Genomic DNA, 15440 nt, shown 5'->3' on the forward strand with positions numbered 1-15440 from the left:
GCGGTGATCTTCTTTAATCTTGAGTCAAAAATAATCACACTATTGGAGCCATATTGAGATGCAAAAATTAGCCGAGTTGTATCGCGGAAAGGCTAAAACTGTCTACACTACTGAAGATCCTAATTATTTGGTGCTGGAGTTCCGTAACGATACATCAGCAATGGATGGTCAACGTATTCAAGCCTTCGATCGGAAAGGAATGATCAATAATAAGTTTAATCATTTCATTATGAACCGACTTGAAGCTGCGGGTATCCCCACACAAATGGAACGACTGCTTTCAGACAACGAAGCATTGGTAAAAAGATTAGAGATGATCCCTATCGAATGTGTCATCCGTAATCGTACCGCGGGTTCACTGGTGAAGCGGTTAGGGATTACAGAAAACCAAGTGCTAAATCACCCATTATTTGAGCTGTTTTTGAAAAATGATCAGCTGCACGATCCCATTGTCAGTGAGGCTTACTGTAAAGCCTTTGGCTGGGCTAGTGAAGCGCATCTGGCGCAAATGAAAAAGCTGAGTTATCAAGTTAATGATGTACTCAGTAAATTGTTTGACGATGCTGGTTTGATTCTAGTGGATTTCAAACTGGAATTTGGCTTGTTTGAAAATAAAATCACCTTGGGTGATGAGTTTTCCCCCGATGGCTGTCGCTTGTGGGATAAAAAGACGTTAGAAAAGATGGATAAAGATCGCTTTCGTGGCAATTTAGGCGGTGTGATAGAAGCCTATGAGCAAGTTGCTAAACGTATCGGGGTTCCGTTAGCGCCCTTTTCTGACAACGTATCAGCGAATAAAAAGATTTAAGGTGAAATTGCGCTTGCACAGACTGCAGGCTTTCGTTAGTATCCACTCCGTTTTAAATAGCATTGAGGTTGTTTGCAATCTTCTTTAGCGATGCTAGAAATAGAGGCACATAATAAAGAGCATTTTTTATGTGGTGACCCCATAGGGAGAATAGGTACAACTATGTACGTAACGCTGCTAGTATTTTTTTTACTGATTTCGATTGGACTTATTGCGCTTATCGTATTGCAACAAGGTAAAGGTGCGGATATGGGCGCTTCATTTGGAGCGGGTGCCTCCTCAACTCTGTTTGGATCTAGTGGTTCAGGCAACTTTATGACCCGTATGACCGCTATATTGGCGACATTATTTTTTATTGTTAGTCTGGTCTTAGGTAATATGAGTAGCAAGCAACACCGTCAAAGCAGTGAGTGGGAAAATCTGAGTCAACCAGCTAAAGATGAGAAAATAAGCGCGCCTCCAAAACCGAGCAGCGATATTCCTCAGTGATAGACTAGTACTTATCTTTGTATCGGAGCACAAAGAAATTTTAAATTGGCTCTAATGATCTAAAAAAATGTTATCTTCAATACCGAGGTGGTGAAATTGGTAGACACGCTACCTTGAGGTGGTAGTGCTCGATTGGGCTTACGGGTTCAAATCCCGTCCTCGGTACCAATTCATAGAGATAGCTTGCTTTTGGATGATGATCAACGTACTATTTGCTACGTTTTCGGACGCGGGATGGAGCAGCTTGGTAGCTCGTCGGGCTCATAACCCGAAGGTCGCTGGTTCAAATCCGGCTCACGCAACCACTTCTAGAAAAATTTTTTTCAAATACGATATTTAGAGAGATAAACTGATATCGATTTTGATTTGAAAAAACATTTATCGGAAGTCATGCCGAGGGATTCTTTCAGCGGCGAATAGGGTCCAGTTGTATCAAACCCCGAGTTTCGGGGTTTTTTGTTATTTGAAAAAAATGACTGGGCTATAAGGCCCTTTTTTTTTATGCCTTGGGGGTGAGTTTGTCCACGTTGGAACAAAAATTAACAGAGATAATTTCAGCACCGGTAAAAGCCTTGGGACACAAATTAGTAGGGGTCGAATTTATTCCAGGGCGCCAATCCACACTGCGTATTTATATCGATAACTGCGATGGCGTCACCGTTGATATGTGTGCAGATGTTAGCTACCAGGTGAGTGCCGTGCTAGATGTTGAAGAGCCGATTACCTGTCCCTACAACTTAGAGGTCTCATCCCCAGGTCTTGAGCGCCTGTTGTTTACCGCTGAAGATTATACTGACTATTTGGGGGAAAGAATCAATTTAACGTTACGTATAGCAATGCAAAACCGTCGTAAGTGGCAAGGTATCATCAAGGCTGTCGATGGAGAAATGATCATCGTTACTGTAGATGGAAAAGATGAAGTGTTCGCACTAAGCAATATCCGCAAAGCAAACCGGGCACCCCACTTTTAAAAATTTAGACGAGGCAACTTAGGATGAACAAAGAGATTCTGGCTGTTGTAGAAGCCGTTTCTAATGAGAAATCCCTTCCACGTGAGAAGATTTTTGAAGCATTAGAAATTGCATTAGCGACAGCGACCAAGAAAAAACATGAACAAGAAATTGAAGTCCGGGTTAATATCGATCGAAAAACAGGAGATTTCGAGACCTTCCGTCGTTGGAAAGTGGTCAGTGAAGTGGTTATGCCAACACGTGAAATTACGCTAGAAGCGGCGCAGGAAATTAGTAAAGAAGAGGCTCAGCAAAACACGCCTATTTCCACCGAATCTGAAATCCCTACTTATATTGAAGACCAAATTAAATCGGTAGTTTTTGACCGCATAACTACCCAAACAGCGAAACAAGTTATTGTACAAAAAGTACGCGAAGCTGAACGAGCAGTAGTGATTGAGCAATTTCGTGAACAAGAAGGGAAAATTGTTACAGCTACCGTTAAAAAAGTCAGTCGAGAGAGCATTATATTAGACCTAGGTAATAACGCCGAAGGAATAATTGGACAGGAGGATATGCTGCCTCGTGAAAACATACGCCCTGGTGACCGCATTAGAGGTATTTTGTATGAGATACGTCCTGAAGCACGAGGTCCCCAATTATTTATTAGCCGTTCACGTCCTGAAATGCTGATTGAACTTTTCCGCATTGAAGTACCAGAAATTGACGAAGAGTTGATCGAAATTAAGGCGGCAATTCGTGACCCAGCGTCACGTGCTAAAATCGCAGTTAAAACTAACGACAAGCGTATCGATCCTATAGGGGCATGTGTTGGGATGCGGGGAGCACGTGTTCAAGCTGTGTCTAACGAGCTGGGGGGAGAACGTATTGATATCGTTTTGTGGGATGATAATCCTGCTCAGTTCGTTCTTAACGCTATGGCGCCAGCTGAGGTAGCTTCTATCGTTGTTGACGAAGACGCAAAAACGATGAACATAGCAGTTGAAGAAGGTAATTCTGCACAAGCGATTGGGCGCAATGGTCAAAATGTACGCTTAGTTTCTCAGCTGAGTGGCTGGGAACTTAATGTGATGACGATCAACGAGCTTAAGGAAAAATGCCAAGCTGAAACCCGTACAGCGATTGATATGTTTATCGAACATCTTGAAATTGATGAAGAGTGCGCCACAGTTTTGGTCGAAGCAGAATTTTCTTCTTTAGAAGAATTAGCCTATGTACCAGAAAGCGAATTACCGGAAATTGATAGTTTTGACAAAAAGAGGCTTCAAGAGCTGCGTGATCGTGCCCAGAATGTACTGACCACATTGGCTCTAAAAAAAGAAGAAAGTTTTGGTGATAACAAACCCGCTGACGACTTGTTAAATTTAGCAAGTTTAGATCGTGATATGGCATTCAAATTAGCAGCGTGCGGGGTCTGTACGCTGGAAGATCTTGCCGAACAGGGTGTTAGCGATTTAGCCGATATTGAAGAGCTAGATGATGAAAAAGCCGGTAAATTAATTATGGCAGCCCGCAATATCTGCTGGTTTGGCGATAATGCGTAATAACTGTAGCAGGAAGGAACAGCATGACAGATGTAACCATAAAGTTGCTGGCAGCAGAGATCTCAACTTCAGTTGATCGCCTCATACAGCAGTTTGCTGATGCAGGTTTAAAAAAATCTGAAACAAGCTCTGTTACTCAGCAAGAAAAAGAAATATTACTAGCACATTTAAAACATGAACCAGGTCAAGTGCCAAATAAACTTACGTTGCAACGGAAAATACGGAGCACTTTAAATGTTCCGAGCTCCGGTGGAAAAAGTAAATCGGTACAAATTGAAATTCGTAGAAAACGAACTTACATCAATACGCCTAATGCCGAGCTAGCGAACACAGAAAAAGCTAAAACAGAGCAGGCAAAGCAGGTTGAGCAGGTTGAGAAAAAGCCAGCTAAAGCAGAAGAGCAGGCAAAAAGTGAAAGTGCAAAGGAAGCTAACGCGAAAAAAATCGCTGACACAAAAAGTAAGCCGATTGTAGAAAAGAAAAAATTGACGACTCAACAACAAAGTGACAAGACCCGCCGTGAGGCAGAAGCGGCTGAACTGAAACGTTCTGTAGAACGAGAAGTGCGCCGTAAGATAGAAGAAGACGCGAAACGGGTTGCTGAAGAAGCGCGTAAAATGGCAGCAGAAAATGAAGGTAAATGGCCTGAACCCATAGCCGAACAAATCGAATTGACCGATTACCATGTCACTACCTCACAACACGCTCGGGCAGCAGAAGATGAAAATGATGCCAAGGTTGAAGGAGATCGCCGTAGTCGCAGCCGGGGAAGTAAAACTACCAAACAGAAAAAAGGCAATAAACTCTCCGAGTCAAAAGCAGATCGTGAAGAAGCGCGGGCTGTTGGCCGTAAAAGCAAAAGAAAGCCAAGCACTTTACAACAGAGTTTCAATAAGCCAGTTGCTGTAGTCAACCGCGACGTTATCATTGGTGAAACGGTCACCGTTGCTGAACTAGCGAATAAAATGGCAGTTAAAGGCTCTCAAGTCATTAAAACAATGATGAAACTAGGTGGTATGGCAACAATCAACCAGGTTATTGATCAGGAAACAGCGCAACTGGTTGCTGAAGAAATGGGTCATAAAGTTATCTTGCGTCGTGAAAATGAACTCGAAGAAGCACTGATGAGTGATCGCGATATGGGAGTGGCGGGTGAATCTGCTTTACGCGCCCCCGTCGTCACCATCATGGGTCATGTTGATCATGGTAAGACTTCATTGCTTGATTGCATTCGTTCGACCAAAGTTGCGGCAGGGGAAGCAGGAGGGATCACACAGCATATCGGGGCTTATCACGTTGAAACCGAAAACGGGATGGTGACCTTCTTAGATACACCAGGGCATGCTGCGTTTACATCAATGCGTGCACGAGGTGCTCAGGCAACAGATATCGTGGTTTTGGTTGTTGCGGCCGATGATGGGGTCATGCCACAGACGATCGAGGCCATCCAACATGCTAAAGCAGCGAAAGTCCCCGTTGTCGTTGTTATCAACAAAATAGATAAACCAAACGCTGATCCAGAGCGTCTTAGAACAGAACTATCTCAGCACGGTATCCTGCCAGAAGAGTGGGGAGGAGATTCCCCATTTGTTCACGTATCAGCTAAAAAGGGAACAGGGATTGATGATCTACTCAATGCAATCTTGCTACAGGCTGAAGTTCTGGAACTAAAAGCAGTTCACAGCGGCATGGCCAGTGGTGTAGTGATTGAATCTTTCCTAGATAAAGGCCGTGGGCCTGTTGCGACCGTGTTAGTTCAAAGCGGCACGTTAAACAAAGGTGATATCGTGCTCTGTGGTTTTGAATATGGTCGTATTCGTGCTATGCGTGATGAAATGCGGCGTGATATCGAGTCTGCCGGACCTTCTATCCCAGTAGAAATCTTGGGGTTATCAAGAGTGCCTGTAGCAGGGGACAGTGTCACCGTGGTGCGTGATGAAAAGAAAGCCCGTGAAGTTGCATTATATCGCCAAGGTAAATTCCGCGAAGTTAAACTAGCAAGTCAACAGAAGCTAAAACTAGAGAACATGTTTGCTAACATGGCTGAAGGTGAGGTTTCAGAACTCAATATTGTATTGAAATCTGATGTACAGGGTTCCTGTGAAGCTATTTGTCATTCTTTGACACAGCTCTCTACTCATGAAGTGAAAGTGAAGATTGTCAGTTCTGGTGTCGGCGGTATTACAGAAACTGATGCGACCTTAGCAACAGCTTCTAAAGCCATTATCATTGGCTTTAATGTTCGTGCCGATGCCTCAGCGCGGCGGGTAATAGAAACAGAGAATTTAGATTTACGGTACTATTCTGTTATTTATAGTTTGATCGATGAAGTCAAACATGCGATGAGCGGGATGTTGGCGCCTGAATATAAACAGCAAATTATTGGTCTAGCGGAAGTACGTGACCTGTTTAAATCGCCTAAGTTCGGTGCTATTGCTGGTTGTATGGTAACTGAAGGTACTATCAAGCGTAGTAGCCCCATTCGTGTTTTACGTGACAACGTGGTTATCTATGAAGGTGAGTTGGAATCGCTACGCCGCTTCAAAGATGATGTTAATGAGCTTCGTAACGGGATGGAATGCGGCATCGGTGTTAAAAATTACAACGATGTGCGGGTAGGCGATATGATCGAAGTCTTTGAAACGATACAAATTAAACGCACCATTGATTAACTTATGCCCTTTGTCTTTGAAGTTGCCCGCTAGGCGGCCAGGGCGTGAGACCCGATGAGCGTGGACATGCCATGAGGGCTCGCAGCCAACAATGCGGCAGGGCTTCAAAGGCGACGGGTATATTACAGATGAGGGAGCCTTTTGGCTCCCTTGTTTTCTGATCTGGAGAATCTAAATGGCACAAGAATTCAGCCGTGCTCAACGTGTTTCACAAGAACTACAAAAAGAGATCGCCATTATTTTGCAGCGTGAAATTAAAGATCCGCGGGTGGGTATGGCGACGGTTTCTGGCGTGAAGCTTTCTCGTGATTTAGTTTACGCCAAAGTGTTTGTTACTTTTTTAAATACATTAACTCAGGATGACGATCAAAAAAAAATCAAAGACGGCATTAAAGCTTTGCAAGATGCTTCAGGTTATATCCGTACCTTATTGGGTAAAGCGATGCGATTACGTGTCGTACCCACACTGACCTTTGATTACGACAAATCACAGATTGAAGGCGTTCGTATAGCAAATTTAGTGACGAATGTAATTAAAAATGATGTTACACGTCGTAACATCACAGATAAAAATAATGAGGAGACATCATAATGGGGCGCCCCCGTCGGCGTGGCCGCGACATCAATGGCATCTTACTTTTAGATAAACCCCCTGGTTTTTCTTCAAATGATGTTTTACAAAAAATTAAGCGCCTTTTTGGTGCTAACCGGGCTGGTCATACCGGCGCATTAGATCCACTCGCAACAGGTATGTTGCCCATTTGTCTGGGTGAGGCGACTAAATTTTCTCAATTTTTACTCAACGCAGATAAACACTATCATGTAATAGCGCGTTTAGGTCAACGAACGGACACATCTGACGCGGCAGGTAAACTGCTTGATGAAAAAGAAATAAAATTTACGCAGGCTCAATTGGATAACGCATTAGAAAGTTTACGAGGCGAAAGCCTGCAAATCCCGTCAATGTATTCAGCATTGAAATACCAGGGTCGACCATTATACGATTATGCCCGGCAGGGGATTGAAGTAGAACGCGAAAAGCGGGCAATTAGCATCTTTGATTTGCAATTTATTCGCTGGCAAGGCCATGACTTAGAATTACAAATTCATTGCTCAAAAGGGACTTATATTCGTACTTTGATTGATGATTTAGGCGAATTATTAGGATGTGGTGCCCATGTTAGTCAACTACGTCGCTTACAAGTAGCAACTTATCCACCCGAACGTATGCTGACCTTAACACAACTGAATACGATAGTTGAATCGACCCCCTCTTCACCTTATCCGATTTTGGATCCATTACTGTTACCGATGGACAGTGCTGTAGTTAATTTTCCTGAAGTAAACTTATTGCCGGTAGTCGCTGCTTATTTAAAACAAGGCCAACCCGTTCAAGTTTCATCCGCTCCTGTTGAAGGTATGGTACGTATTACTGAAGGCGAAGGGCGTCACTTCATTGGTATTGGCATCATTGATGATGATGGACGTGTCGCGCCAAAACGTTTAGTTAACGTTCTTACATAACCGTAGCGAGTGAAACGGAGCAACGTGAATCGCCCTGAGTAACCTAATTCACGCCACGCAGGAATTATACCCTTTGCCTTTGAAGTTGCCTTCGGCTGCCAGGGGGTGAGACCGATGAGCGTAGATAGACTACGTGATTCGGCGAGCACCCGCAGACAACAAAGCCGTAACTTGAAAGGCGAAGGGTATACACAAAAACCTATTGTCAATCTCATGATTCAAACATATCTTTAATCCAACTGGCAACATCATCATCAGCTGGATCATCATTAGCTGGCTGGGATTCTGGCAGAGAGGTTTGACAAAGTTTGTTTGGATCCTCTGTCCAGACAGGAATAGTGCGCCAACCATTGTCAACACTACAGATAAAGTTGCCTGTAGAATCAATATTCATCAGGCTAATCCCTTCAGGTACTTGTAACGTTAAAGGTAAGGGGGTTTGATTTTCTAGATAACGGCGATACAGTGTTAGTGCTCCATTAGCCCCTGTTAATTGAGCCGGGCCATTGTCATCACGTCCAATCCAAACAATAACCACTTCTTTACCATCGATCCCAGCAAACCAACTATCACGAAGATCATTGGTCGTTCCTGTTTTTCCTGCCAGATGATAGTTTAAAAATTTTACGGCCAGCGAACGTGAAGTACCTCGTGCGACAACCTGTTGCATCCCATACAATGTGAGATAAGCGGCCTGAGCTGAAACCCTTGCTTCCGCTTGTGGAAAAGTACGATACAGCACGGTTCCATCTTCAGCAATCACAGAACGCACCGCAGACAATAGTGCTCGATTACCGCCACTGGCAATAGTCTGATACTCTTGTGCCACCTCCATCGGTGTCAAGCTGATTGCGCCTAACAATATTGCTGGCACTGGATTGATCACCGATTGAGAGATCCCCAGCAATTGCAAAGTTGCACTAATTTGATCTAATCCCAATGCGAGACCTAAATTAACCGTTGGCACATTTATAGAATTAACCAATGCGTCCAGTAACATCACTCTTCCCCGAAACTGACGGCTGTAATTTTTCGGTTGCCAAACAGAGCCATTAGGTTGTGTAAGAGATAAAGGTTTATCGTCTAGCCAGGTATTTAAGCGATATTTATCGGGTTGACTCAGTGCGGTTAAATAAGTTGAGGGTTTGGCTAAAGAGCCTATTGGCCGTCGCGCCTGCATGGCACGGTTAAATCCAGCGAACTGTGGCTGAGCACCTCCCACCATTGCACGGATTTCACCACTAAAGCGGTCAACGATGACTATCGCGGCTTCCAAATCATCAACCTGCCGCGCTTTTATTAATGCTGGGATCCCTTTTTCAACGGATTTTTCTGCTGCTTCCTGTGATACAGGATCTAATGTGGTGAAAATTTTCACGCCAGATAAATCGTTAATTTTATCAGCCAATTTTTCTTGTAACTCTTGACGCACCATTTGCATAAATGCCGGCTGAGGAGAAATGACACCACCTTTAGGTTGTACTCCGAGCGGTCTAACACTCAGCATATCGTATAATTTTTCGTCAATGACACTTTGATTTTGCAATAATTTTAATACCAAATTACGCCGTTCTAAGGCCAGTTTAGGATTACGCCACGGATTATATAATGACGCACCTTTCACCATTCCAACCAGCATCGCTTGCTGATCTAGACTCAATTCATCAATTGGGCGACCAAAATAATACAAGCTTGCTAAGGGAAAACCACGGATCTCATCGCTGCCATTTTGACCAAGATAAACTTCGTTAAGGTATAACTCTAAAATACGATCCTTGCTGTAACGATAATCCATCAACAATGCCATATAGGCTTCATTAGCTTTACGCCACAAAGAACGCTCATTCGTCAAAAACATATTTTTAACTAATTGCTGGGTTAAAGTACTGCCCCCTTGCACTGTTTTTCCGGCGATTAGGTTAGCTAATGCGGCACGGCCAATCGAATATAATTTAATACCATCATGTTGATAAAAAGAACGATCTTCTGTTGCCAGTAATGTGTCGACTAACAGATCGGGAAAAGTAGAACGGGGAACAAGCAGACGTTGTTCACCATTAGGTGATTGCAACAGGGTGATCAGCTTAGGATCGAGCCGAAAAAAACCAAAGTGACGCTGATTTTCTAGATTTTCGATTTGTATCAATTTATCGTCACTAAAGACCAAACGGACATGTATTTCCCCTTCTTTACCGTCTGAAAAATCAAAAGCACGGCGGAGCATTTCAATACTGTTATTTTTAACAGCAAATTCACCAGGACGGATTATCTTGCTAACCTGACGGTACTGCATAGCCTCCAATAACTTAACCATTTCCTCTTTGCTGTAAGCCATATCTGGCTCAAGATTCAACTCTCGGCCATACACGGCGGCAGGTAAATCCCAAACCTGGCCCTCGATGCGTTGACGGATTTTTTCATTGAGATAAAAACCATAAATGGCCAACAACAATGCAATCATTAAAAATAATTTAACAAATAATCCAAACCAGTAACGTTTTTTGCGCATTAATCGTGATTTTTCTTTTTTTAGCATTGATTTATTATCTTCGGTGTTATTTTCATCATCATCACGTCGATGCAATGGTTTTTTCGGCTCAGTATTCGTGACTGATTTACGTTTTTTCCGGCCAGTAGGGTTACGATGATCCTCAGACATATTTTTTCTCCAAATCATCATCGTTTAATAGATATAAAACTCTTACAGTAAGGGAGATGCATTGTAAAGCGCCGCTATCGCTGCGCGATAATTCGTTTCTAACGTTTCTCTACCCGTGATAAGAAGTTTTAAATCATTCAGGCGACCATTAATATCGTAAACCCAACCATGTAGCGTCACTTTTTCGTCACCTTTCCATGCTGATTTAATAATAGTGGAGTGCCCCAGGTTGTAAACTTGCTCAATAACGTTAATTTTACATAGCAAATCAGTACGATGCGCTTCTGAGTGTTGATCTAATAGACGTTGATGTTTGTACCGAAGATCACGAATATGCAGCAACCAGTTATCGATCGACCCTATTTCTTTATCTTCCAGCGCGGCTTGAACACCACCACAACCGTAATGGCCACAAATAATAATATCTTTTATCTTTAAAACATCAACGGCGTACTGCACCACAGACATACAGTTTAAATCAGTGTGAATAACCAAGTTGGCAACATTACGATGGACAAATAATTCGCCAGGTTTTAGGCCAGTCAAAAGTTCCGCCGGTACCCGGCTGTCAGAACAGCCAATCCAGAGAAAATGCGGTTTTTGTACTTGAGATAAACTCTCAAAAAAGCCAGGATCTTCTTTATGAATAGCTGAAGACCAGGCTTCATTATTGCGGATAAGATCTTCTATTTTCTTCATAAATGTTAATAATCTGTAATAAATATATTGCAATAGGATAATATAAAGGGGCATTTAAATCAGCAATTAGATTGCTGATGGTTTGTTGTGAATGGTATAGCCGAATTAGTTTAATTTGATTCAAGGCGGAGGAACACAGACAGTACAAATAGTACGGCAAGCGACGACAACACTTAAATCAAATTAAACTGATTTGGCTATATGCGATAAAATCGTCAGGGATCTAGCTAACAAAGGACTGGTAAAAGATCCATTTGATATACTGTTAATTAAATAATATTGAACTTCTAATAGGGTTTTATTATGGCTTACGCGCTAGAGTTATCGCAACTGACCAAAACGTATAAGGGAGGAGTACGTGCCCTACGCAATATTGATTTACATGTCGAAGCAGGCGATTTTTATGCATTGCTTGGCCCGAACGGAGCGGGAAAATCAACTATCATTGGTATTATTAGTTCTCTAGTCAATAAAACCGCCGGCAAGGTTAAAGTGTTTGGTTATGATACGGATAAAGATCTTGTGAATGCTAAACGCCAGCTGGGTTTGGTTCCACAGGAATTCAATTTCAATCCCTTTGAAACTGTATTGCAAATTGTCACTACTCAAGCCGGTTATTACGGAGTGAGTCGGCGTCAGGCGAGCATTAGAGCGGAAAAATATCTCAGTCATCTCGAGCTGTGGAACAAACGTAATCAAAGCGCAAGACATTTATCCGGAGGAATGAAACGCCGACTAATGATTGCACGGGCTTTGATGCATAAACCGAAGCTACTTATTCTCGATGAACCCACCGCCGGAGTCGATATCGAATTACGGCGCTCTATGTGGTGCTTTTTAAAAGAGCTGAACGCAGAAGGAACAACCATTATTCTGACCACACATTATTTGGAAGAAGCCGAAATGCTGTGTCGCAATATTGGTATTATCCAGGGTGGTAAATTGGTAGAAAATACGTCAATGAAGCAACTACTGAACAAATTGGAATCAGAAACATTTATTCTTGATCTCGCTGCAAAAAGTCCGCTACCGAGATTGGAAGGCTATCGCTCTCGTCTGATCGACACTTCTACACTCGAAGTCGATGTCAAGCGCGAGCAAGGATTGAATGCGCTGTTTAGTCAACTCAATGCACAGAAAGTTAACATACAAAGTATGCGCAATAAAACCAACCGGTTAGAAGAACTATTTATTACTTTGGTGAATAATCACAGTGAATAGAGGAAAAAACATGATCCGCTTGTATTGGATTGCCTTACAGAGTATTTGGATTAAAGAAATCATACGTTTTAGTCGTATTTGGGTGCAAACACTGTTACCACCGGTTATCACCATGTCACTTTATTTTGTTATTTTCGGCAGCTTAATGGGTTCGCGGATCGGAAATATGGCTGGTGTGGATTATATGCAATTTATTGTCCCTGGCTTGATTATGATGGCGGTGATCACTAACGCTTATGCGAATGTGGCTTCCTCTTTTTTCAATGCTAAATATCAACGCAATATTGAAGAACTGCTAGTGGCTCCTGTGCCCACTTATATTGTGATCATCGGTTATATCGGCGGTGGAGTGGCTCGAGGCGTGATCACCGGTGTATTGGTGACAGGGGTCTCGTCATTTTTTGTACCATTACAAATTTATTCTTGGTCGGTACTTGTTTTGGTATTACTGCTTACCGCCATTTTATTTTCACTCGGCGGCTTGTTAAATGCCGTATTTGCTAAAACCTTCGATGATATTAGCTTAGTGCCTACTTTTGTCTTAACACCATTGACATACTTGGGTGGGGTTTTTTATTCATTGTCATTACTGCCTCCATTTTGGCAAGATTTATCCAAACTTAATCCCATCGTCTATATGGTTAGTGGTTTTCGTTATGGTTTTCTTGGTATGACTGAATTATCATTGCCGCTCACTCTGACTGTATTAATAACGTTTATTAGTGTCTTTTATACCTTAGCTTGGTATTTAATTAACCGTGGCCAAGGTTTACGTAGCTAATAAATTAGACCTCTTTCGAAACCCTAGTTCGTTATGCGAAGCGCAAAAGAGGTCTATACCCTTCGCCTTTCAAGTTACGGCGGCGTTGGCTACGGGTGCTCGCCGAATCACGTAGTATGTCTACGCTCATCGGTCGGTTGCCCTGGCCGCCTTGCCGTAACTCGAAATTCATTGGGTCTATTATAATAATGAGATTTATCATGTCCTGGATCCAAATCAAAATAAACACCTCGGGTGACCGTGCCGAATCCCTTGGAGAGGTATTAATTGAAAGCGGAGCGCTTTCTATCACTTTTCAAGATGCTCACAACCATCCCATCTTCGAACCATTGCCAGGCGAAACCCGTTTATGGGGGGATACTGATGTTATTGGTCTATACAGTGCGGAGATCGACATCGCTAACGTTATTATGATATTGGAGCAATCGCCTCAATTAGATAAAAATTTTATTCATAAAATTGAACAAGTTGAAGATAAAGATTGGCAGCGAGAATGGATGGAGCATTTCCATCCCGTTTGTTTTGGGCAACGGTTATGGATTTGTCCCAGTTGGAGAGAGGTTCCCGATCCGACGGCGGTCAATGTTATGTTAGATCCAGGATTAGCGTTTGGTACCGGTACCCATCCGACCACAGCACTTTGTTTGCAATGGCTTGATAGCCTCGATCTCGTTGGTAAAACCATTATCGATTTTGGTTGTGGTTCAGGAATTTTAGCTATTGCCGCTTTAAAACTAGGCGCAGCACATGCTATTGGCATTGACATCGATGCTCAGGCAATTCAAGCCAGCAGAGATAATGTGCAACGTAATGGTGTTTCAGAAAATCTTGATCTGTATCGACCAGAAGATCTGCCGACAGATATTGCTGCCGATGTCGTGGTTGCTAACATTTTAGCCGGCCCTTTACGTGAATTGGCTCTCCCCATTAGTAAACTAGTAAAAAACAATGGCTCCCTGGCGCTTTCCGGCATACTGACGACCCAAGCTGCCACTGTTATTCAAGCATATCAACAAAATTTTATATTTGATCCTGTGGTTAGCAAGGAAGATTGGTGCCGAATCACCGGTACTAAGAGCCTGTTATAAATCTCTTGTGCTCGCTGATATAGCCGAATCAGTTTAATTTGATTCAAGGCGGAGGAGCGCAGACAGTACAAATAGTACGGCAAGCGACGACAACGCAGAATCAAATTAAACTGATTCGGCTATACTTCGTCAAAAACGAGCTCAAAATGCTCATTTACCCTATGTAAACTGCGCTTTTTCGCTCGTTTTTTCCTTGTCTGAGCGTCGCTCAAGAAGATTTTGAACAAGCTCTTAGAGCGTATTCATTGCGTCCACATAATTAACCCTCTACTATCATTTTATTGATTTTTTAATTTTACGGATAAATGACAATACTATGCATAAATTACCCATAGTCTGTTTCGCTATGCTGATTTTTACTATTTCCTGGCATTCATCAGCCGAAGAAAAACGTTATATTTCTGATAAGTTGATTACCTATGTCCATAGTGGGCCTGGTAGTCAATATCGTATTGTCGGTTCACTCAATGTGGGTGATGAAGTGACGCTTCTTAGTGTTAATCAGAGTGAGAATTATGCTCAAATCCGTGATGCAAAAGACCGCGTTGTTTGGCTTCCGCTAAATCAGCTGAGCTCATCAGCTAGCTTACGCTTGAAACTACCAGAGCTTGAACAGCAATTGGAAACCTTAACGAGTCAATTACAAAACATTGATGCAGACTGGAATCAGCGTACTGCAGAAATGCAACAAAAATTAGCCGACAGTGACGATATAATAAGCAAATTAAACGAAGAAAATGATAGATTGGAAAATCAATTAGTTAAAGCACAAACAGAAATCAGTGCAATGAGTTTGCAACAGGATAACAAACAACGTGCCATCATATTGCAATGGTTTATGTATGGTGGCGGCGTAGCAGGAATAGGTTTAATTTTAGGGTTATTACTGCCTTATCTGATCCCCAGTCGTAAAAAACAAGATCGTTGGATGAATTGATATTGATATAGCCGAATCAAATTAAAATGATTTGGCTATATACCTGA

The 15440-nt window shown here is 42.5% G+C and carries 14 protein-coding genes and 2 tRNA genes; 13 read left to right on the top strand and 3 right to left on the bottom strand.

Annotated elements, in window-relative coordinates; translation table 11 throughout:
* Positions 1–58: 58 nt before the first annotated feature.
* The 9 genes from purC to truB all read left to right on the top strand — a co-directional run bounded on the left by purC (position 59) and on the right by truB (position 8008).
* Positions 59–808, top strand: coding sequence for a phosphoribosylaminoimidazolesuccinocarboxamide synthase (purC, locus tag REG_RS06890; protein WP_006704985.1), 750 nt, complete (start codon positions 59–61; stop codon positions 806–808).
* A gap of 162 nt (positions 809–970) precedes the next feature.
* Complete coding sequence (secG, locus tag REG_RS06895; RefSeq protein ID WP_039907790.1) at positions 971–1297, top strand: preprotein translocase subunit SecG; 327 nt, start codon at positions 971–973, stop codon at positions 1295–1297.
* 81 nt (positions 1298–1378) lie between these two features.
* Positions 1379–1465: transfer RNA gene (locus tag REG_RS06900), tRNA-Leu, on the top strand.
* Positions 1466–1525: 60 nt separating this feature from the next.
* Positions 1526–1602 (top strand) — tRNA-Met (locus REG_RS06905).
* A 213-nt stretch (positions 1603–1815) separates the two neighbouring features.
* On the top strand, positions 1816–2268 hold the full coding sequence (rimP, locus tag REG_RS06910) for a ribosome maturation factor RimP (protein WP_039907673.1): 453 nt from the start codon (positions 1816–1818) through the stop codon (positions 2266–2268).
* Between the two features lie 23 nt (positions 2269–2291).
* A complete protein-coding gene (gene nusA / locus REG_RS06915) occupies positions 2292–3812 on the top strand; it encodes a transcription termination factor NusA (RefSeq protein WP_006704988.1) in 1521 nt (506 codons plus the stop codon).
* A gap of 23 nt (positions 3813–3835) precedes the next feature.
* Complete coding sequence (gene infB, locus REG_RS06920; RefSeq protein WP_006704989.1) at positions 3836–6484, top strand: translation initiation factor IF-2; 2649 nt, start codon at positions 3836–3838, stop codon at positions 6482–6484.
* A gap of 175 nt (positions 6485–6659) precedes the next feature.
* The gene (gene rbfA / locus REG_RS06925) at positions 6660–7076 is read left to right on the top strand and encodes a 30S ribosome-binding factor RbfA (protein WP_006704990.1); all 417 of its coding nucleotides are present in this window, start codon (positions 6660–6662) and stop codon (positions 7074–7076) included.
* Positions 7076–8008 (top strand): tRNA pseudouridine(55) synthase TruB, encoded by a 933-nt coding sequence (gene truB / locus REG_RS06930; protein ID WP_006704991.1) that lies wholly within the window; start codon positions 7076–7078, stop codon positions 8006–8008. The genes rbfA and truB overlap by 1 nt, the downstream gene beginning before the upstream one ends.
* 211 nt (positions 8009–8219) lie before the next feature.
* Here truB and mrcB read toward each other — a convergent pair whose 3' ends face one another.
* On the bottom strand, positions 8220–10667 hold the full coding sequence (gene mrcB, locus REG_RS06935) for a bifunctional glycosyl transferase/transpeptidase (RefSeq protein ID WP_039907676.1): 2448 nt from the start codon (positions 10665–10667) through the stop codon (positions 8220–8222).
* A gap of 42 nt (positions 10668–10709) precedes the next feature.
* Complete coding sequence (gene can / locus REG_RS06940) at positions 10710–11366, bottom strand: carbonate dehydratase (RefSeq protein ID WP_039907793.1); 657 nt, start codon at positions 11364–11366, stop codon at positions 10710–10712.
* A gap of 303 nt (positions 11367–11669) precedes the next feature.
* Here can and REG_RS06945 point away from each other — a divergent pair, with 303 nt between their 5' ends.
* Complete coding sequence (locus tag REG_RS06945) at positions 11670–12587, top strand: ABC transporter ATP-binding protein (RefSeq protein WP_006704994.1); 918 nt, start codon at positions 11670–11672, stop codon at positions 12585–12587.
* Positions 12588–12597: 10 nt separating this feature from the next.
* On the top strand, positions 12598–13368 hold the full coding sequence (locus REG_RS06950; protein ID WP_039907679.1) for an ABC transporter permease: 771 nt from the start codon (positions 12598–12600) through the stop codon (positions 13366–13368).
* Positions 13369–13399: 31 nt separating this feature from the next.
* Here REG_RS06950 and REG_RS13365 read toward each other — a convergent pair whose 3' ends face one another.
* Complete coding sequence (locus REG_RS13365) at positions 13400–13540, bottom strand: hypothetical protein (protein ID WP_176603465.1); 141 nt, start codon at positions 13538–13540, stop codon at positions 13400–13402.
* Between the two features lie 28 nt (positions 13541–13568).
* Between REG_RS13365 and prmA the strand changes: the two genes are divergently transcribed.
* Together prmA and REG_RS06960 are read left to right on the top strand one after the other, a co-directional pair.
* A complete protein-coding gene (prmA, locus tag REG_RS06955) occupies positions 13569–14456 on the top strand; it encodes a 50S ribosomal protein L11 methyltransferase (protein WP_039907682.1) in 888 nt (295 codons plus the stop codon).
* 316 nt (positions 14457–14772) lie between these two features.
* Entirely contained in the window at positions 14773–15393 is a 621-nt protein-coding gene (locus REG_RS06960; RefSeq protein WP_006704997.1) for a TIGR04211 family SH3 domain-containing protein, read from the top strand.
* The last annotated feature ends 47 nt before the right edge of the window (positions 15394–15440 follow it).

Origin of the sequence: Candidatus Regiella insecticola LSR1, assembly GCF_000143625.1 — a bacterium.
Lineage (GTDB): Bacteria > Pseudomonadota > Gammaproteobacteria > Enterobacterales > Enterobacteriaceae > Regiella > Regiella insecticola.